Annotated in this window: 19 protein-coding genes and 1 pseudogene; 13 read left to right on the top strand and 7 right to left on the bottom strand. The window is 71.6% G+C overall.

Annotated elements, in window-relative coordinates; all coding sequences use genetic code 11:
- Positions 1-28: 28 nt before the first annotated feature.
- From ACFQ46_RS21450 to ACFQ46_RS21435, 4 genes are all read left to right on the top strand, one after another.
- Positions 29-1453: a DNA polymerase IV gene (locus ACFQ46_RS21450; RefSeq protein ID WP_380261885.1), complete on the top strand. Its 1425-nt coding sequence runs from the start codon at positions 29-31 to the stop codon at positions 1451-1453.
- Entirely contained in the window at positions 1450-2325 is an 876-nt protein-coding gene (locus ACFQ46_RS21445; RefSeq protein WP_380261883.1) for an AlkA N-terminal domain-containing protein, read from the top strand. Before ACFQ46_RS21450 ends, ACFQ46_RS21445 begins: the two co-directional genes overlap by 4 nt.
- A 47-nt stretch (positions 2326-2372) precedes the next feature.
- Positions 2373-3107 carry an SDR family oxidoreductase gene (locus tag ACFQ46_RS21440; protein ID WP_328293462.1) on the top strand — a complete coding sequence of 245 codons (735 nt, stop codon included), beginning with the start codon at positions 2373-2375 and terminating at the stop codon, positions 3105-3107.
- Positions 3108-3180: 73 nt separating this feature from the next.
- On the top strand, positions 3181-3366 hold the full coding sequence (locus ACFQ46_RS21435; protein WP_380261881.1) for a hypothetical protein: 186 nt from the start codon (positions 3181-3183) through the stop codon (positions 3364-3366).
- On the opposite strand, the gene ACFQ46_RS21430 is transcribed toward ACFQ46_RS21435, so the two are convergent.
- A complete protein-coding gene (locus tag ACFQ46_RS21430; protein WP_380261879.1) occupies positions 3363-4274 on the bottom strand; it encodes a LysR family transcriptional regulator in 912 nt (303 codons plus the stop codon). The genes ACFQ46_RS21435 and ACFQ46_RS21430 overlap by 4 nt on opposite strands.
- 72 nt (positions 4275-4346) lie before the next feature.
- Between ACFQ46_RS21430 and ACFQ46_RS21425 the strand changes: the two genes are divergently transcribed.
- From ACFQ46_RS21425 to ACFQ46_RS21415, 3 genes are read left to right on the top strand one after another with little or no spacing between them, the layout of a single operon-like run.
- Complete coding sequence (locus ACFQ46_RS21425; protein ID WP_380261877.1) at positions 4347-5591, top strand: MFS transporter; 1245 nt, start codon at positions 4347-4349, stop codon at positions 5589-5591.
- Positions 5588-6433: an NAD-dependent protein deacetylase gene (locus ACFQ46_RS21420; RefSeq protein WP_380261875.1), complete on the top strand. Its 846-nt coding sequence runs from the start codon at positions 5588-5590 to the stop codon at positions 6431-6433. The genes ACFQ46_RS21425 and ACFQ46_RS21420 overlap by 4 nt, the downstream gene beginning before the upstream one ends.
- Before the next feature lie 9 nt (positions 6434-6442).
- Positions 6443-7234 carry an alpha/beta fold hydrolase gene (locus tag ACFQ46_RS21415; protein ID WP_380261873.1) on the top strand — a complete coding sequence of 264 codons (792 nt, stop codon included), beginning with the start codon at positions 6443-6445 and terminating at the stop codon, positions 7232-7234.
- Between the two features lie 63 nt (positions 7235-7297).
- Here ACFQ46_RS21415 and ACFQ46_RS21410 read toward each other — a convergent pair.
- Positions 7298-8254, bottom strand: a pseudogene (locus ACFQ46_RS21410) (SDR family NAD(P)-dependent oxidoreductase).
- Positions 8255-8326: 72 nt separating this feature from the next.
- Here ACFQ46_RS21410 and ACFQ46_RS21405 point away from each other — a divergent pair.
- The 4 genes from ACFQ46_RS21405 (at position 8327) to ACFQ46_RS21390 (ending at position 12537) form a co-directional block, all read left to right on the top strand.
- A complete protein-coding gene (locus ACFQ46_RS21405; protein ID WP_380261871.1) occupies positions 8327-8917 on the top strand; it encodes a TetR/AcrR family transcriptional regulator in 591 nt (196 codons plus the stop codon).
- Positions 8907-10037, top strand: coding sequence for a 23S rRNA (uracil(747)-C(5))-methyltransferase RlmC (gene rlmC / locus ACFQ46_RS21400; RefSeq protein WP_380261869.1), 1131 nt, complete (start codon positions 8907-8909; stop codon positions 10035-10037). The genes ACFQ46_RS21405 and rlmC overlap by 11 nt, the downstream gene beginning before the upstream one ends.
- A 288-nt stretch (positions 10038-10325) precedes the next feature.
- Positions 10326-11078, top strand: coding sequence for an Ltp family lipoprotein (locus ACFQ46_RS21395; protein WP_380261867.1), 753 nt, complete (start codon positions 10326-10328; stop codon positions 11076-11078).
- A gap of 709 nt (positions 11079-11787) precedes the next feature.
- Positions 11788-12537, top strand: a complete 750-nt coding sequence (locus tag ACFQ46_RS21390; RefSeq protein ID WP_380262023.1) for a DUF5131 family protein — start codon at positions 11788-11790, stop codon at positions 12535-12537.
- Here ACFQ46_RS21390 and ACFQ46_RS21385 read toward each other — a convergent pair.
- The 4 genes from ACFQ46_RS21385 to ACFQ46_RS21370 all read right to left on the bottom strand — a co-directional run bounded on the left by ACFQ46_RS21385 (position 12521) and on the right by ACFQ46_RS21370 (position 15341).
- Entirely contained in the window at positions 12521-13630 is a 1110-nt protein-coding gene (locus ACFQ46_RS21385; protein ID WP_380261865.1) for a three-Cys-motif partner protein TcmP, read from the bottom strand. The two genes, ACFQ46_RS21390 and ACFQ46_RS21385, sit on opposite strands and share 17 nt — an antisense overlap.
- Complete coding sequence (locus ACFQ46_RS21380; RefSeq protein ID WP_380261863.1) at positions 13627-13974, bottom strand: hypothetical protein; 348 nt, start codon at positions 13972-13974, stop codon at positions 13627-13629. Before ACFQ46_RS21380 ends, ACFQ46_RS21385 begins: the two co-directional genes overlap by 4 nt.
- A 188-nt stretch (positions 13975-14162) precedes the next feature.
- Entirely contained in the window at positions 14163-14555 is a 393-nt protein-coding gene (locus tag ACFQ46_RS21375) for a hypothetical protein (RefSeq protein WP_380261862.1), read from the bottom strand.
- Between the two features lie 123 nt (positions 14556-14678).
- Entirely contained in the window at positions 14679-15341 is a 663-nt protein-coding gene (locus tag ACFQ46_RS21370; RefSeq protein WP_380261860.1) for a TetR/AcrR family transcriptional regulator, read from the bottom strand.
- A 49-nt stretch (positions 15342-15390) separates the two neighbouring features.
- On the opposite strand from ACFQ46_RS21370, the gene ACFQ46_RS21365 reads away from it, so the two are divergent.
- Entirely contained in the window at positions 15391-16572 is a 1182-nt protein-coding gene (locus tag ACFQ46_RS21365; RefSeq protein ID WP_380261858.1) for a glycosyltransferase, read from the top strand.
- A gap of 83 nt (positions 16573-16655) precedes the next feature.
- The gene (locus ACFQ46_RS21360; RefSeq protein WP_380261856.1) at positions 16656-17309 is read left to right on the top strand and encodes an isochorismatase family protein; all 654 of its coding nucleotides are present in this window, start codon (positions 16656-16658) and stop codon (positions 17307-17309) included.
- 291 nt (positions 17310-17600) lie between these two features.
- On the opposite strand, the gene ACFQ46_RS21355 is transcribed toward ACFQ46_RS21360, so the two are convergent.
- Positions 17601-17891, bottom strand: coding sequence for a DUF1905 domain-containing protein (locus tag ACFQ46_RS21355; RefSeq protein ID WP_380261854.1), 291 nt, complete (start codon positions 17889-17891; stop codon positions 17601-17603).

Genomic DNA, 17891 nt, shown 5'->3' with positions numbered 1-17891 from the left:
TGTCGGAACCAGGAGGCAGACTCGGGGGGTGAGTGCGGAGGTGGGGGAGCGGGTACCGCTGCGGGGTGGCCGTCCCGACCCGACCCGGCCCGGCGTCATGCACCTCGACCTCGACGCGTTCTTCGCCGCCGTCGAGCAGCGCGACAAGCCCTCGCTGCGCGGCAAGCCCGTCGTCGTGGGTGGCACCGGTGGCCGCGGTGTCGTGGCCACGGCCAGCTACGAGGCCCGGGTCTTCGGGATCGGGTCGGCGATGCCGACGGCGCGCGCACGGCGGCTCTGCCCGAACGCCGCCTACCTCGCGGGTCGCTTCGAGGCGTACAGGACGGTCTCGCACCAGGTCATGGAGCTCGCGCACGCGCTGTCCCCGCTCGTCGAGCCGTTGTCCTTCGACGAGGCGTTCGTCGACCTCTCGGCCGTCCACGAGGGCCTCGACGTCGCCGCGGTCACCGACATCGCGGAACGTTTCCGGGCCGACGTCCGCCACCGCACCGGCCTGACCGTCTCGGTCGGGGTGGGGGCCAGCAAGCTCGTGGCCAAGATCGCCTCGGACCTGCGCAAACCCGACGCCCTCGTCGTCGTGCCGCCGGCCGAGCAGGAGGCGCTGCTGGCGCCGATGAGCGTGCGGAAGATCCCCGGCGTCGGTGCGGTGACGGGGGACCGGCTGATCCGGTCGGGGTTGAAGACCATCGGGGACCTCGCCGCCGCGGACGAGGGGGAACTGGTCCGGATGCTGGGGAAGGCGCACGGCAGCGGGTTGCTCGCCTTCGCCCGCGGCATCGACCCTCGGCCCGTGGTCTCCGAACGCGAGGCGAAGTCGGTCTCGGCGGAGGAGACGTTCGCGGTCGACCTCACCGACCGGGCGGACCTCGACGAGCGGATCCGGCGGATGGCCGACCGGGTCGCGGCCCGGCTGGCGACGTCGGGGGTGTCGGGGCGGACCATCACGATCAAGGTCCGCCGCTACGACTTCAGCACCCTGAACCGCTCCCGGACCCTGCCGCACGCGAGCAGTTCCGCGAAGGAGATCAGCCACCACGCCACCGAACTCCTCGACGCGATCGACGTCGCCGACGGGGTGCGCCTGCTGGGCGTGGGGGTCTCGGGGCTCTCCGAGTACAGCCAGATCGACCTGCTCGCCGAGATCGAGGAGGACCCGGAAACCCTGCCCGACGAGGACGAGCCGGAGGGCGTCGCGGAGGGCGTCGCGGAGGGCGTCGCGGAGGGCGGTTCGGCGCACCCCTACGGCCCGCCCGCCGCGACGGGGTGGCGCCCTGGGCAGGACGTGACGCACACCGGGTTCGGCGCCGGCTGGGTGCAGGGTTCCGGCGCGGGCCGGGTGACCGTCCGGTTCGAGGGCCCGCACACCCCGGTCGGGCGGATCCGGACGTTCCGCGACGACGACCCCGACCTGGCCCCCGCCGACCCGCCCGTGTTCACCCCGGAACCGACGTGAGACCTGCGGTCGTCCAGCGGCTCCTGGAGGTCCCCGGCGGCCTGGCGGCCGATCCGCTGCGCCGGTTCCTGCGCGCCCACGTCGTCCCCGGGGCCGAGCGGCACCTCGACGGGGTGCACGAACGGGTGGTCCCGACCCGTCGCGGTCCGGTGGAGGTCCGGATCGACCTCGGCACGTCGCCGCGGTGCGCGACGGTCGTCCTGGACGCTCCGGGTGACGTCGTCGACGAGGTGATCCCCCTCGTCCGCCGCTGGCTGGACCTCGACGCGGACCACGTCAGCGCCGAGGCGTGGCTGGGCGCGGACCCGCTCCTCGCGCCCCTCGTCGCGGCCCGCCCCGGGCTGCGGTTCCCGCGCGCCGTCGTCGGCGCCGAGACGGCCGTGCTCACCGTCCTCGGCCAGCAGGTCTCCCTCGCCGCGGCCTGCACGTTCGCCGGGCGCCTCGTCGCGGCGTACGGGACACCGGTGGACACCCTGGTCGCCTTCCCCGGACCGCAGGCGCTGGCCGCGGCCGGTGCCGAGGGGATCCAGGCCGTCACCGGGATCACCGGCGCCCGGGCCCGCACCCTGCACGCCCTCGCGACGGCGATCGCGGACGGTCTCGACCTCGAGGCCGCGGCCCACGACCCGGTCCGGGCGGCGGCGGCCCACGCCGAACTCCTCGCCCTGCCCGGCATCGGGCCGTGGACGGCGGACTACGTCGCGCTGCGCGTCTTCGGCGACTCCGACGCCTTCCTCTCCGGTGACCTCGTGCTCCGGCGGGCGCTCGGCGGGATGAGCGCGAAGGCGGCCGTGGCGCGGGCGGAGCCGTGGCGGCCGTGGCGGGGCTACGCCCTGCTGCACCTGTGGACGGCGGAGGTCTTCGCTCCCTGACCCTCACAAGATCGCCACACCGGCGGTGTTCCCACTACGGTGCGTCCGTGAACGGAACCGTGGTGGTCACAGGCGGTAGTCGCGGGATCGGTGCGGCGGTCGTGCAGGCGCTCGCCGCCCGCGGGATCCGGACGTGCTTCAGCTACTCCACGCACCGAGAGGCCGCGGACGTCATCGCCGCCTCCGCCGCCGACCTCGGGACCGAGAGCCTCGCGGTGCAGGCCGACGTGTCGATCGAGTCCGACGTGCGGCGGCTGTTCAACCGGGCCGAGGAACTCGGCCCCGTCGTCGGTCTGGTCAACAACGCCGGCATCACCGGCCGGCAGTCGCGGGTCGTCGACATGGACGTGGACCGGATCCGGCGGGTGCTCGAGGTTAACGTCGTCGGTGCCTTCCTCTGCGCCCGCGAGGCCGTGCGACGCATGAGCAGAACCGGCGGCGGCACCATCGTCAACGTCTCCTCCCGCGCGGCGGTCCTCGGCAGCGCCGGGGAGTACGTCGACTACGCCGCCTCCAAGGGCGCCGTCGACACCCTGACCGTCGGCCTCGCCCAGGAGGTCGCCGAGGACGGGATCCGCGTCGTCGGGGTGCGGCCCGGACTGATCCGCACCGACATCCACGCCGGTTCCGGCGAACCCGGCCGCGTCGAACGGCTGCAGAAGAACGTCCCCCTCGGCCGGGGAGGGGAACCGGGCGAGGTCGCCGAGGCCGTCGTCTGGTTGCTCTCCGACGCCGCGAGCTACGTGACCGGGACGACCATCGACGTCAGCGGCGGTCGCTGAGCGGGCCCGTCGCGGCTGGGACACTGGCAGCACGACCACCCGGTCGGACCGCTTCCCCAGCCAGGAGATCCCCGTGAACCAGGACCGACGCTTCCGCCGTCGCCTCGGCCAGTACCTCGTGCTGCTGGTCCTCGTCGTCGTCGGGCTGGTCCTGCTCGCCCGCGGACAGGACCTGTGGGCCTGGGGCGCCTTCGGTGCCGCCGGCGGGGGCGTCATCACCATCGCGCAGTCCCGACGCCGGGAGGGTCGGGACCGCTAGGGCAGGAGCAGGTGCGGCCGCGCGAGCACGCTGTCGCGGAACGCCGCCGTCACCCGCGGCAGGGGTTCGTCGCGCCACACCAGACCCAGCGTCCGGGTCGACGACGGTCCCTGCAGCGGTCGTTCCACCACCCCGACGAAGGCCTCGGAGGTTCCCGGGTGGGCGGCCGGGACCACCGCGACGCCCAGTCCCGCGGCGACCAGACCCCGGAGGGTGTGCGCGTCCTGGCCCTCGAACGCGATCCGGGGCACGATCCCGGCCTGCGCGAACATCGCCTCCACCGTCTCGCGCAGGCCGTAGCCCGGTTCGAAGAGCACGAACTCCTCGTCGGCCACGGCGGTCAGCGCGATCGGCCCGGGCACCCCGAGCGGGTGGTCCCCCGGCACCGCGAGGACCAACGGCTGGTCCACCAGGGCCGCGCAGGCCAACCCGGGTCGCCGCGGCACCGGTGACGTCAGCACCAGGTCGACCTCGCCGACCGTGAGCTGGTCGAGCACCGCGCCCGCCGCACCCTGGTGCAGCTGGAAGCGGACGCCGGGGTGGTCCTGGCGGAACGCCCGCACCAGCGCCGGGACCGCGGCCGCCCCCAGGGTGTGCAGGAAGCCGAGCGCGATCCGGCCCGTGGTGGGGGAGTCGTCGTCGCGGACGGCCCGGATCCCGCGGTCGAGGTCGGCGAGCGCCCGCGCCGCCACGTCGGCCAGTGCACGACCTGCGGCGGTGAGGCGGACCCCGCGCCCGTCCGGCACGAGGAGCGGGACCCCGACCGCGTCCTGGACCCGCGCGAGGGTCCGGCTGACGGTCGGCTGCTGCAGGCCCAGGGCGTGCGCGGCGCGGGTGACGTGCTCGTGCTCGGCGACGGCCACCAGCACCTGCAGCGGGCCCACCAGCTCGTGGAGTGCGTCCTTCACCCATGAAGTGTGCATGAGTCCGCACCGCTTCATGCATTGGACGCATCGGTGCCGTGTTCCTACCGTCGAGGGGTGAGCCTCGACGACCGCACCCGCCCCGACACGCAACCGTGGGCCGGTCACGAACGCGGGACCCCCGGGTACCGCCGCGTCGTCGTCGCCCTCTTCGCCGCGGGGGTCGCCACCTTCGCCCAGCTCTACTCCGTGCAGGCCGTCCTCCCCGCCCTGGCCACCGGGCTCCACCTCGACGCGTCCCGCTCCGCCCTCGGCGTCTCCGTCGCGACGGGGGCGCTCGCGGTCTCGGTGCTCGGCTGGAGCGCCGTCGCCGACCGGCTCGGGCGGGTGCCGGCCATGGTCGTCTCGATCGTGGCCGCGACCCTGTTCGGGCTCGCCGTCCCGCTGGCCGGCGGTCTCGCTCCGCTGCTGGTGCTGCGCGCGCTGCAGGGGGCCGCGCTCGGGGGACTGCCCGCCGTGGCCATGGCCTACCTGGCCGAGGAGGTCCACGCCCGTGAGGTCGCGCTCGCCGCGGGGGCCTACGTCTCGGGGAACTCCGTCGGCGGGCTGACCGGCCGGATCGTCTCCTCCAGCGTCGCCGACGTGCTCGGGTGGCGGTGGGGCGTGGCCGCCGTCGCGTTCGTCGGGGTCGCCGCGACGGTCCTGTTCTGCCTCGTCGTCCCGCGCTCGCGGGGTTTCGTGCGCACCGCCCGCGTGGCCGGTCCCTCGCTGGCCGTCCGGGTGCGGGGTGCGCTCTCCGACCGGGGACTGCTCGTCCTCTACGCCCAGGCCCTGCTGCTGATGGGGGCGTTCGTCACGGTCTACAACTACCTCGGCTTCCGCCTGCTGGAACCGCCGTTCTCGCTGTCCCAGGCCGTCGTCGGGTTGTTGTTCGTCGTCTACCTGGCCGGCACGGCCAGTTCCTCGCTCGCCGGTCGCCTCGCGGGGCGGGGCCGGTTGCGCGTCCTCGTCGGCTCTGCCGCCGTGTTCGTGCTCGGGGCGCTGCTGACGCTGTCGAGCTCGATCGTCGTGGTCGTCGCGGGGCTGGTGCTGCTCACGGCCGGGTTCTTCGCCGCGCACGCCGTCGCCAGCGGCTGGGTCGGGGCGCGTGCCCGCCCGCGGTTCCGGGCCCAGGCCTCCGCGCTCTACACCTTCGCCTACTACGCCGGGTCGAGCGTCGTCGGCTGGCTCGGCGGGTTCGCGTTCGCCGACGGCGGCTGGGGCGTCGTGGTCGGGGTGGTGGTGGCGCTGGTCGTCGCCGCGGCGCTGCTGGCGACCCTCACCCTGCGCGCTGAGGACACGCGCGGCAGCATGGTCGCGTGACCGACCTCGCCCCGCTCGCCGACCTGCTCGCCGACGGGCGGGTCCTCGTCCTCGAGGGGGCCGGGATGTCCACCGGCTCCGGGATCCCCGACTACCGCGGCCCCAACGGGTCGCTGACCCGGCACACGCCGATGACCTACCAGGAGTTCACGGGTTCCGCCGAGGCCCGTCGTCGCTACTGGGGACGCAGCCACGTCGGCTGGGAGCACTTCCGGCGCGCCCGTCCCAACGAGGCCCACCGGGCCGTCGCGGCCCTGGAACGAGCGGGTCTCGTGACCGGGACGATCACCCAGAACGTCGACGGCCTCGACCTGGCCGCCGGCACGCGGGAGGTCGTGGAACTGCACGGGAACCTCGACCGGGTGGTCTGCCTGAACTGCGCCGAGGTCACGGCCCGCGCGGAACTCGCCGTGCGGCTGGCGGAGGCGAACCCGGGGTTCGGTGCCCGGGTGGAGGAACTGCACGCGCTGAACCCCGACGGCGACGCCGACCTGAGCGACGCCCAGCTCGAGGGTTTCGTCACGGTGGCCTGCCGCCGGTGCGGCGAGGACGCGCTCAAGGCGGACGTCGTGTTCTTCGGGGAGACCGTGCCCAAGGACCGGGTCGCGCGGTCCTTCGAACTCCTCGACGCCGCCCGCGTGCTGCTCGTCCTCGGGTCCTCCCTCGCCGTCATGTCCGGGTACCGGTTCGTGCTGCACGCGGCGAAGAACGCCCAGCCCGTCGCGATCGTCACCGCCGGCCCGACGCGGGGTGACGAGAAGGCCACGCTGAAGGTCGACGCTGCGCTGCAGGAGGTCCTGCCGGAACTCCTGGGCCGGTTGGGGGTCACCGCGACGGTCTAGCATGACCGGGTGCTGGCGCGTCGCGAAGGACGGGGAACCCCGCTGCTGCTGATCCACGGGGCGGGGGTCGACCACCGGGCTCTGCTGCCGCTGGAACAGCTCTTCACCGCCGACCCGCACCTCGACGGCACCTGGGAACGCTGGTACGTCGACCTCCCGGGATCGGGGGAGAACCGCTGGCACCCGGGGATCGACGGCAGTGACGCCGTGCTGGACCAGCTCGACGGGTTCGTGGGCGCCGAACTCGGCGACCGGCGGTTCGCCGTCCTGGGGAACTCCTGGGGCGGGATGCTGACCCGGGGTCTGGTGGAACGCCGGGCCGCGCAGGTCCTCGGGATGGGCCTGCTCTGCCCCGCGGTGGTCGCCGACCGGACCCGCCGCGACCTGCCGCCGCGACCGGTGCTGGTCCACGACCCCGACCTCCTCGCCGGTCTCGACCCGGGTGACCGCGCGGAGTACGAGCAGGTCTCGGTGGTGCAGACGGCCGAGAACTTCGCCGCGTTCTCCGAGTCCGTGCTCGCCGGGGTGCGGGGGCTGCACCCCGGTTCCCTCGAGGCGATCGAGCAGAACTACGCGCTCACCGTCGAACCCCGGGCGGTGTTCGCCCGTCCCTCGCTGGTCGTGACCGGCCGGCAGGACGACATGACCGGTTACCGCGACCCGCTGGCGCAGCTCGAGCAGTACCCGCGGGCGACGTTCGCCGTGCTGGACACCGCCGGTCACAACGCGCTGCTCGACCGCCCCGCGGCGTGCCGGGCGCTGGTCGCCGACTGGCTGGAACGGATCGAGCTCACCCCCTGAGGGGTGGACAGAACCCCCCGCCGCGCTCAGCGGCGGGCCGAGACGGGCGCGGGGCCCGTCGGGTCACGACACCAGGTCCGTGCTGAGCCGCCACAGGGCCCTGGCCGTGTCGGGGTCCACGGCCCACCGCTTCACACCGTGCGGGTGCTCGGCGAGCGTCGCGTCGTCGGGGACGACGTGGGCCTCGCGGCACTCGTCGAGGTAGCGGCCGCCGACGGCGGCGAACTCCGGCGAGACCGCGGCGACGAGGATCGTCGCCGCCCCCTGGGCGGAGGTCTTCCAGGAGAACGTCCCCGCAGCCTATGCGGCCGCCAACGAGGCCCGCTGCACGGGGGAGAAGCTGCGCTGCAGACCCGTCGCCACCCCGCCCGGGTTCACCGCGTTCGCGACGACGTCGTCGTCGCGCCAGCGCCGCGTGGCCTCGACGGCGAAGAGGGAGTTCGCCGACTTGGACCGGGCGTAGGCGATCTGGGGGTCGTAGGGCCCGTGCTCGAAGTGCGGGTCGGCGAGGTCGACGGGGGCCCGCATGTGGGCGGTCGAGGACACGACGACCACGCGGGAACCACCCCGTGCCGCGGCGGCCAGGTGCCGGTGCAGGCCGGTGGTCAGGGCGAAGTGCCCGAGGTGGTTGGTGGCGAACTGCAGTTCCCAGCCCCGCCCGGTGCGTTCCAGGTCGGAGGTGACGAGCCCGGCGTTGTCGACCAGGACGTCGAGCGGGGAGTTCCAGGCGTCCACGAACGCGGCCACGCTCGCGGGATCGGCGAGGTCGACGGCGCGGACCCCGGGTGCCCGACGACCCGTCTCGCTCGCGATGCGGCGGGCGACCTCCGAGCCGGCGGCGACGTTGCGCACGGCCAGCGTCACCTCGGCCCCCGCAGCGGTGAGGGCGCGGGCGGTCTCGAGACCCAGTCCGGAGGAGGCCCCGGTCACGATCGCACGGCGACCGTCGAGGTCGACGCCCTCGACGACGTCCGCGGCGGTGCTGGTGGCGTCGAAGCGGGTGGTGATGAGTTCCGGCACGACGGTGTCTTCAGGAGTCGGTTCGAGCGTTCTTGCTTTACAGAGTAGGCTTGATCTGTAAAGCACGCCGAGGTGAGGGGTCCGTTCGTGGAGCAGGTGAGCGCCGGTCCGGACCGCCGCGAGAGCGTTCTGGCGATCGCGGTGGAGGCCTTCCTCCGCTACGGCTACCGGAAGACCTCGATGGAGGACGTCGCCCGGGCGGCGTCGATCTCGCGTCCCGGCCTGTACTTCCTCTTCAGCTCCAAGCAGGAACTCTTCGCCGCGGCCGTCGAACGCGCCCTGCAGCAGGACCTGCAGCGGGTGGCGCAGGCGCTCGGGGACGGTGCGGTGCCGCTGGAGCAGCGGTTGGTGGACGCCTTCGGCGCCTGGACGGGGCGCTACCTCGGGGCGGTCGGGGGCGAACTCCTCGCCGTCGTCGAGGCCCACCGCGAGGTCATGACCGCGGACGCCCTCGACGCGCCGCGGCGTTTCGCCGGGCTCGTGCGCGCCGCCGTGTCGGCGGCGGACCCCGCTCGACCGCCGCGAACCACCGACGCGGTGGTGCGCACGATGATCAGCGCCGCCATCGGGGTCAAGCAGCAGACGTCCTCCCGGGAGGCCTTCCGGGACGAGATCCGTGTCGCGGTCGAACTGCTCCTACACTCGAGGGGCCATGCAGTGTGACTACTACGACGCCCACGTGTGTCGCTCCTGCACCCTGATCGAGCTTCCGTACCCGGACCAGGTGCGGGACAAGGAAGAACGCTGCCGCGAACTGCTCGCCGACCACGACGGCCTGCGCTGGCTGCCGAGCGTCCGCAGCCCGGAGGCCGGGTACCGGAACAAGGCGAAGATGGTCGCCGGCGGCACGCTCGAGCGGCCGACGCTGGGCATCCTCGACGCGGCGGGCCGCGGCGTCGACCTGCGCGAGTGCGCCGTCTGCGCTCCCGGCATCCGCGACGTCCTGCCGGTGCTGGCCCGGTTCGTCACCCGCGCCGGGCTGGTGCCCTACGACGTCCCCCGCCGCCGGGGGGAACTCAAGTACGTCCTGGTCACCGAGTCCAGGACGGGTGAGCAGATGGTCCGCTTCGTGCTGCGGTCCCAGGACCGGGTGGCCGCCCTGCGCAAGCACCTGCCCTGGCTGCTGGCGCAGGCTCCGCAGATCACCGTCGCGACCGCCAACCTGCTGCCCGAGCACAAGGCCGTCGTCGAGGGGGACGTCGAGATCCCCCTCACCGAGCGGACGACGTTGCGGATGCCGATGGGCGCCGTGGACCTCGACCTGCGCCCGCAGAGCTTCTTCCAGACGAACTCCCTGGTGGCGCAGGAGCTCTACGCCCAGGTGGCGCGCTGGGTCGACGAGGTAGCGCCCGCGAGCCTGTGGGACCTCTACTGCGGGGTGGGCGGGTTCGCGCTGCACTGCGCGGCACCGGGTCGAGCGGTGACCGGGATCGAGGTGAGCGCCGAGGCGGTCGAGAGCGCCCGCGCCGCCGCCGTCGGTCGGCCCGACGTCGAGTTCGCCGTCGGCGACGCGACCAGGTTCGCCCTCGACGCGCCGGAACCGCCGGAACTCGTCGTCGTGAACCCACCCCGACGGGGGATCGGCGCCGAGCTCAGCGGATGGCTGGAGACCTCCGGTGTCCGTCACGTCGTGTACTCCAGCTGCAACCCCGTGACGCTCGCGAAGGACCTCGCGGCCATGCCGTCGCTGCGACCGGTGCGGGCCAGGATGCTCGACATGTTCCCGCACACCCAGCACGTGGAGGTCGTGGTCCTGTTGGCCCGGGACCCGTCGAGCCGCTGACCTGCAGCGATCCTGTTCTGTTTCTTGGCGTGATCTGGCTACAGGGCATTACCGGGGCGCAAGGGCGCGCACGAAGGGCGCACGACGAGGATCTGGTCGTGCCGCACGCTGGTCCGTGAGGACCGGTTAGGAACCCCCGCCGCAGTGCGCCCTGTCACATCGGGCGCATGAGGTGCGCTCGGTTCTGACCCTCGAAAGGGTGCCACGCGATCTGTGACGTTTCGTTACTCAGGGTCGATGTTCAGTGCGACTCTCAGTAGCAACCCAGCCACGACCCAGGAGACTCCCGTGTCCACCCAGTACCCGACTCAGCCCCCGCAGCAGTACCAGCCGACCAACCAGCCTGCCGGCATCGCCACGGCCAGCGTCGTCCTCGGCGCCATCGGTTTTGTCGTCGGTATCTGCTCGGTCATCGGCCTCATTCTGGGCCTGGTCGCCCGCGGCAAGGCCAAGCGCGGCGAGATCAACCCCGCCCGCATCAAGGCCGGCATCATCGTCTCGTCCATCTCGCTGGCCCTCGGCGTCATCGGCTGGGGCATCCTCTTCAGCGCCATCGGTTCGGGCATGGACACCGACACCTCTACGACGTCCATCGCGGCGCCCGCTGAGACCAGCGAGGAAGCCGTCGCTGAGGCGCCCGTCGTAGCCGAGTCGGCTACCGAGCAGCCCACTGTCGAGCAGTCAGTTCCCGCGCCCGCCCCGCCCACCAGCGAGGCCCCCGCCCCTGTCCAAACGCAGGCAGCTCCGGACCAGTCCGTGGCGCAGAAGAACGCCGTGCGGAAGGCCGACAGCTACCTCGAGTTCGCCGCCTTCTCCCGCTCGGGTCTCATCGAGCAGATGGAGTTCGAAGGCTTCTCCACCGACGACGCGACCTACGCCGTCGACCACATCGATGTCGACTGGAACGACCAGGCCGCGAAGAAGGCCGCCAGCTACCTCGACATGTCGTCCTTCTCGCGCCAGAGCCTGACCGAGCAGCTGGTCTTCGAAGGCTTCACGCCCGGCGAGGCCGACTACGGCGTCTCCAAGACGGGCCTCTGAGGCTCAAAGCCGCACCCAGACCCGCCACTGCGTTCCGTCCTGTGGGCCGACCCCGTGCACAGCGATGATCTCGTCCTGTGACCACGTCGCCTGTACCTGTGTCATTGCGGCCTGGTCGTCGGTGGCCTAAATGACGACGGAGGGGCGGTGGGGCCGACCGCCCGGCGGCTGCTCGAACGAGACCCGGTACGTCTTCATGGAGGAAAGCATGGACAAGAGCACTGACACACCTGTCGAGGCACAGCCACCCTGCTCAGTAGTGGGCTGCACGACTCCTGATGTTGCTGCTGATTACACCGTTGAGACGGTGGGGTTCGCGACCAGCGGCAAGGAGAAGGAGGTCATCGACGTTTGGACCTGCGGGAACCACATCCGCTTTGAGGGGCCCCGGCGCCTTATCCCGCGATGATGCTCACCGGTCTGGATCGGGCGATCCTCGAGCACGCCTCGCTCGGCCAGATGCTGGAGAACGTGCAGGAGTGCGCGCCTGCGGTCGGGGCGGTCTACCGCCGCCTCGACGCCTAGGGGCTGCTCGCCGCAGAGTGGTTCGGCAGCGACGCCCTGCCGCTCGAGGTGGAGCTGACGGCCGCCGGGCGGGCGGTACTGCGGTTCCGCGGCTGACCTGAGTGCAGAGAAACGGCATCAGATCGTGACGTACACCACGGCGAGATTCTTGATCGAACGCGCGTTCGAAGACTACCTTGTCGAGGTGGCCCAGAAAACAAGCATCGAGTGGACCGAGGTCACCTGGAACCCGGTGACCGGTTGCGATCGCGTCTCGGCAGGGTGCGACAACTGCTACGCCATGGTGTTGGCCAAGAGGCTGAAGGCTATGGGGGCCGAGAAGTACCAGAACGATGGCAACCCCGTGACCTCTGGTCCCGGGTTCGGTGTGACTGTCCACCCGCGCGCCCTCGAGCAGCCGCTGAAGTGGAAGTCCCCGAAGACGGTCTTCGTGAATTCCATGAGTGACCTCTTTCACGCCAAGGTGCCGACTTCTTTCGTCCGCGACGTCTTCGACGTCATGAAGGCAACCCCGCAGCACACCTACCAGATCTTGACGAAGCGGCCGATGCGAGCACGCAAGATGGCCGATCAGCTGGATTGGCCAGCGAACGTGTGGATGGGGACCTCGGTAGAGGAACCGGGGGTGCTCGGCCGCATCGACGAGCTCCGCCGGGTTCCTGCCGCTGTGCGGTTCCTATCCTGCGAACCGTTGCTGTCCAACCTGGGTGAGATTGATCTCCAAGGCATTGGGTGGGTCATCGTTGGTGGAGAGTCTGGGCACCACGCCCGTCCGGTTGACCCGGACTGGGTTACCGACATCCGTGATCAGTGCGTGGACGCCGAGGTGCCGTTCTTCTTCAAGCAGTGGGGCGGCCGCACCCCGAAGGCGAACGGCCGCTATCTCGACGGGCGTCTGTGGGACGAGTACCCAAGCTCTAGCCGGGGAAACTGATCCAGGTCTTGTCCTTGGGATAGCCCCACTTCCCCAGTCGCCGGACGCTGATCTGGTTCTCGGCTTCGAGCTGCTTCAGAACCGGCGTCAGGTGCGTTTCGCGGTAAGGGGTCTGCAGCAGGCTGTACCACCGTAGATCCTCCACCGGAACCGCAACTCGCCCTGCGTGATCGCGGAGAAGAGCTTCGACCAACGGCTTGAGGTTGGGCTCAGGGGTAAAGAGGACCTCACTCCCTGCCAAGCGGTCCGAGAACGTGTACTGGCCGGTGGGGTCGATGTTCCACATGGCCTCCTTCATGACCTTGACGCCCATCCTGTGCTTGGTGCCGTGCAGCAGGTAGTAGCCCACGTTCCCGTTCATCACCTTCATCTCGAAGGCGCTGACGTGTTCGAACCCCGCGACGTTGTGCAACTGCTGCTTGTAGAGACTCCGCAGCTGGGCGACACGATCGTCGGTCCCGTCGAGGTTCGCCACGACCTCATCGCGGGGTAGGGCGAAGAGCCCCTCGATGGCGTTCTGCTGGCCGTCACGGCCGACGAATCGCTGCACGTGCCCCACCATGAAGTTGACGAAGACCTCCGCCTGCGGGTAGCTGAGCAAGTCGGCGAGCAAAGCCATCGGCAGACCGCTGTACCCGAACGGGTCCACGAAGGCGAAGGTCGGGGCCAATTTCTTCTTCTGCTCCTGGAGGTACTTCACCATCTCGGTGACGTGGTCCTCAAAGGCGGCGTTGATGACGTCAACCTTGACGTTGCTCGGCCACGGGGCCCGCTCGGCCTTGAACTCATCGATGACGGCCTGCAGTGATTCGGCGTTCTCCCTGTTGGCCTCGATGAAGAGGAACACGAACTCCCTGTGCCGCATCCTGTCGAAGTACGCATGGTCGAGGAGTGCCCTGAGAGCGATGATCGGTGACCCAACTTCGCCGCCGGTGTACCGACCGCGCCCCGCGAACCCGTCGAGGAACACGATGCGACCAGCGAAGCTCGACAGGATGGGGAACCATCCCTTGAGGTAACGGTCCAAGATCACGTGCTTGACATGGGTGTGCGGTTCCATGACCCACTTCGAGGGGTCGCTATCCTTGCTCACAGTGCTCCTTGGTCGCCGTTGGCCCGGTGATCACACAGAGTACCGACAGCAGCGCCCCCACCCGACGTAATCGGGTGGGGGCGCTCTGTTCTGTACAGGGCCGAACGGGTCAGGCCAGGGGGCTTGCCATCCACCCGGACCAGCGCGGTGCCGTCGACGTCGCGTGGGGACTCCACCGGTGTCACCTGGGCCCGCACTCGCCACGCCGCGCGCAGCGGCACGACCAGGGCCCACACCGCGGCGGCGGCACCGACAACCAGCGTGATGGCCGTCGTGATCTGGGCGAGGAGGTCGTCGGAGACCATTACGCCGAAGATGCCGAGGACCGCAACCAGGGTGCCCACGATGAGGCCGAGGGTGCGGATTGTTGTCGCCGCGTCGAGGACGGGTTCCGGGTGCAGGTCAGGTCAGCCGAGGTCCCCGGCGAACGGGTCCCTCATCGCTTCGCCCCGTTGATGACGGCGAGGCTGTCGGTGTCGGCCTCGACGTTGCCGTACTTCTTCGCCGACCCGCCATTGCCGGGCTGCACTGCCTACGCCATCGCGGCGGCGACCTTCGGCTCGGCGAGGTAGGCCGCGTTCTTCGTCCGGTACCGCGCGGCGCGGGCCCCGAACTGGCCCTGGGCGGCGAGCATCCCGTACTCCCCGACGATGTGCGGCTTCCCCGGGACCAGGTCGATGCTCTTCCTCGTCCAGTGAGAGAACTCCATGCCCTCGTCGTCCTCGTGCGTCGAGACCAGGTGGACGACGAGGGACTCGTTGACGAGCCTGAACTGCGCATCCCCACTCAGCCAGTACGACGCGACGGTCCCGGAGGACCACAGCGGGGTCGGCGCCAGGGACTTCGCGATCGCGCCCTGCTCGTCAATGAAGGACCGCAGCGCCGTCGCGAACGACGCACCGAACGTCCCGCGCCATCCAAGCACAGCCGTGCGGTCGGCCAGGAGACAGGGCCGGCACGTCCGGGGGTGCTGAGTCGTGGATCACGCTGGTGGTCCGGTCGGGGAGAGGGTGGGAGACCCCATGACCCCCGTCGCCCGACGTGCTGCTCAGTCCGTCGTGCCGCGGTCGTGCGATCGCCGCGGTACCGCCGTGGGCTCGGGCAGCAGGGTGCGCGCGGCCGCGGTCAGCAACCAGGACTCCGCCTCCTGCCAGCTCCAACCCGCCTCGTCGACCAGTCGTGGCCAGGAGTGCAGACCGAAGTAGAACCACAACGCCACCGAGGCTTGCGCGGCGTCGATCCCCGGGCGCAGAGCGGACAGCTCCACCAGGCGCTCCGCGGCGCGGTCGAGGGCGGAGCGGTAGGCGGTCTGCGCCTCGGCGAGCAGCAGGGCTCCCCGCGGTTCGGCGGCGGCGCTGCCGAGCAGGACGGTGATGACGTCCGCCCGCTCCTGCCAGGTGGCTCCGGTGCCGTTGGCGATGGCGTGCAGCACGTCGTGGCCCGAGTCGGCCCCGGCCACCCTCTCCAGGGCCTCCGCCACGTGCGCGCTCTGGATCCCCTCGCGGACCAAGGCCTCCAGGAGGTCGGGTTTGGGACCAACGCTGGTGTAGACGGTCGCCACCGAAACCCCTGCGGCGCGGGCGATGTCGGCGGCCGTGCACCGGGTGTACCCGCTGCGGGTGAACTCCTGCAGGGCGGCCCCCAGGACGAGGCGGCGCGTCTCGGCTGCTGATTCCTGGCGCCGTGTCCCGCGGTGCTTCTCCTCGCTCATGGGTCCATGCTACGGTCCTGATACTCACCAGAAAGGCATTCTGATCACCATGCGCATCCTCTTTTCATGTACACCTGCCATCGGTCACCTGTATCCCGTTCTACCGCTCGCCCGAGCGTTCGCCCGCCGCGGCGACGACGTCGCCCTCCTCACGAACGCCGACCTGGCCGCCGCGCTGATCGGCGAACCCCTCACCCACCTGCCCGCAGGCGCTGCCGTGGCGGACCTGTTCGCCGAAGTCGCCCGCCGCACCGGTGGCGACCCTGCAGCGGCGCCCACCCCCGAGGGCGTGGCGGAGTTCTTCGGCGCGACACGGCTCGACCTCGGCGGGGAGGACGCCCTCGTCGCCGCGCGCGCGTGGCGCCCGGACCTCGTCGTCCACGAGCTGTTCGACCTCGTGGGTCCGTTGGTCGCCGCCGACCTGCGGGTGCCGCGGGCCACCCTCACGACCGGGCCGGCCACCCCGACGGCCTTCCTGGACGCCATCGCGGCCTCGGCCGCCGCCAGCTTCACCGATCGCGGTCTACCGGCACCGGCCGGGTTGTCGGCGGGGGACTGGCTCCTCGACATCTGCCCCGACGGCCTGGGGTCCACCCCCGCTCCCGCAGGGACGCAGCGCCTGACCCTGCGCCCGGAGGCGCACCGCGCTCCGGGCGCCGAGCCGGCCCGCACCACCGCGACCACCTCGCCGTCGGACCGTCCCCGTGTGCTCGTCTCCTTCGGATCGGTCTTCTCCGACCCGGAGGTCGTCGAAGGGGTGGTGCGCGGCCTGGTCGAGGGGGAGGGCGCCCTCGACGTCGAGGTCGTCGCGACCGCGGGCCTGCTCGCGGCCCCGGACGCCTCCGGCCTCGACCCCGCCCGCGCGCGCATCGTGCCCTTCCAGCCGATGGGGACCCTGCTCGAGGAGACCGACGCCGTCGTCACGCACGGCGGTGCGGGAACGGTGCTGGCAGTCCTGTCCCGGGGGATCCCGCTCGTCGTCACCCCCCAGGGTGCCGACCAGTTCGTGCAGGCCGCAGCCGTAGAGCGCCTGGGGGCGGGGATCGCCCTCACCTCCAGCCCCGACCCGGCCGACCTGCGTGCTGCGGTGCGCAGGATCCTCGACGACCCCGCCTTCGCGCGCGCCGCGCGGTCGGCGCGCGACGAGATCACGGCCATGGCCAGCCCCGACGAGGTCGCGGCCGACCTCGCCGCCCAGGTGGGGCAGCGGGCAACGGCCTCCGCGCGCTGATCGCCCCACCGACCCCGAGCACCTCCCGGCCGCCCGAACCCGGCCCGAAACCCTGCCCGTCCTGCACGCAGTGAGGAAGCACCATGGACATCGAACGACGAACTCCCGAGAACACCGCCGTCGTCCTCATCGACCACGTCACCGGGTTCGCCAACACCTTCCGGTCGCAGACGATCCCGGAGAACGTGACGGGGGCGGTGGCCCTGGCCAAGACCGCGCTCGGGTACGGAGTCCCCCTGGTCGTCAGCGCCGGTCCCGAGCAGGATCCCCGCGGCCCGCTGTACCCGCAGCTGACCGCCGTCCTGGGTGATCACCCGGTCGTGCACCGCGCCGGCTCCTTCGGCTCCTTCGACGCCTTCGACTTCCCCGGGTTCGAGGAGGCCGTCGCCCGCACCGGACGCCGGCACCTGGCGATCGCGGGACTGGCCACCGAGGGGTGCGTCCTCTTCACGGTGCTCGGCGCGCTGCGCCGCGGCTACCAGGTCTCACTGGTGGTGGACGCGACCGCGGGCGAGACCCCGGTGATCCACGACGCCGCTGTCTCGCGCATGACCTCCCTGGGGGTGACCCCGACCTCGTGGCTCTCGTTCGCCACGGAGCTGCAACGCGACTACGACCGGGTGGAGACCGTCCAGACCTACTTCGAACTCCTCGCCCTGTCGCCGGTCTTCGGCAACAACCTGTCGGCCACGCTCGCCGCGCAGGCGGTGGGAGCCGCCCAGGCGGCTGCCACCTGAGACCCGTGCCCCACACCGGTCGAAGGTACGCCCGTCGAGCGGGGCGGAACCGACTGGCCGCGACCGGCGATCGATGACGCCTCCGGCACGGATACCGGCGCGCCCTCGACCGTTCGGTACCGGGGGACACGGTCGGTGGTCCTCCGGACGCAGGTCGGGCGCGCGGTGGTGGACTCCGTCACCGGTGGTGGAGCACAACCGTTGGGGTGCACTGCGTCACGCTCGGTACGAGGGTGGGAACGTGTTCCCGCACGCCCAGCACGTCGAGGTCGTCACGCTGCGGGAACGCGCCTAGCCCAGCACTTCCAGGCGGAACTCGGCCAGGTCGCCGAGCTCGAGCCCCTCCTTCGTCCGGACGGACTTCTTCACGGGCAGGACGTAGGTCTCGGTGACGCCGGGGAAGATCGACGTCGTCCACGTGGAGCGGCCGCAGGTGACCCGGACGGGGACGGCGCCGAAACCGGACCGCGGTCGCGGGACGTCCCGGACCTCCTCGCTCACCTCTCCCGGCAGGCTCACGAACACCCACAGCTCCGTCCGCGCCTCCCACCGCCACAACCGCGCCGAGAACCCGAACTCCAT

The sequence above is a fragment of the Kineococcus sp. GCM10028916 genome, assembly GCF_042674865.1.
In the GTDB taxonomy this organism is placed as follows: Bacteria; Actinomycetota; Actinomycetes; order Actinomycetales; family Kineococcaceae; genus Kineococcus.
The sequence above is the reverse complement of the archived record's forward strand: the minus strand, read 5'-3'. Positions and strand labels throughout refer to the sequence as shown.

Excerpts from the sequence above, each read along its gene's own strand:
- ACFQ46_RS21365 (WP_380261858.1), top strand. The coding sequence starts at position 15,391 with ATGCGCATCCTCTTTTCATGTACACCTGCCATCGGTCACCTGTATCCC.
- ACFQ46_RS21355 (WP_380261854.1), bottom strand. The coding sequence starts at position 17,891 with ATGGAGTTCGGGTTCTCGGCGCGGTTGTGGCGGTGGGAGGCGCGGACG.
- ACFQ46_RS21360 (WP_380261856.1), top strand. The coding sequence starts at position 16,656 with ATGGACATCGAACGACGAACTCCCGAGAACACCGCCGTCGTCCTCATC.
- rlmC (WP_380261869.1), top strand. The coding sequence starts at position 8,907 with ATGCAGTGTGACTACTACGACGCCCACGTGTGTCGCTCCTGCACCCTG.
- ACFQ46_RS21370 (WP_380261860.1), bottom strand. The coding sequence starts at position 15,341 with ATGAGCGAGGAGAAGCACCGCGGGACACGGCGCCAGGAATCAGCAGCC.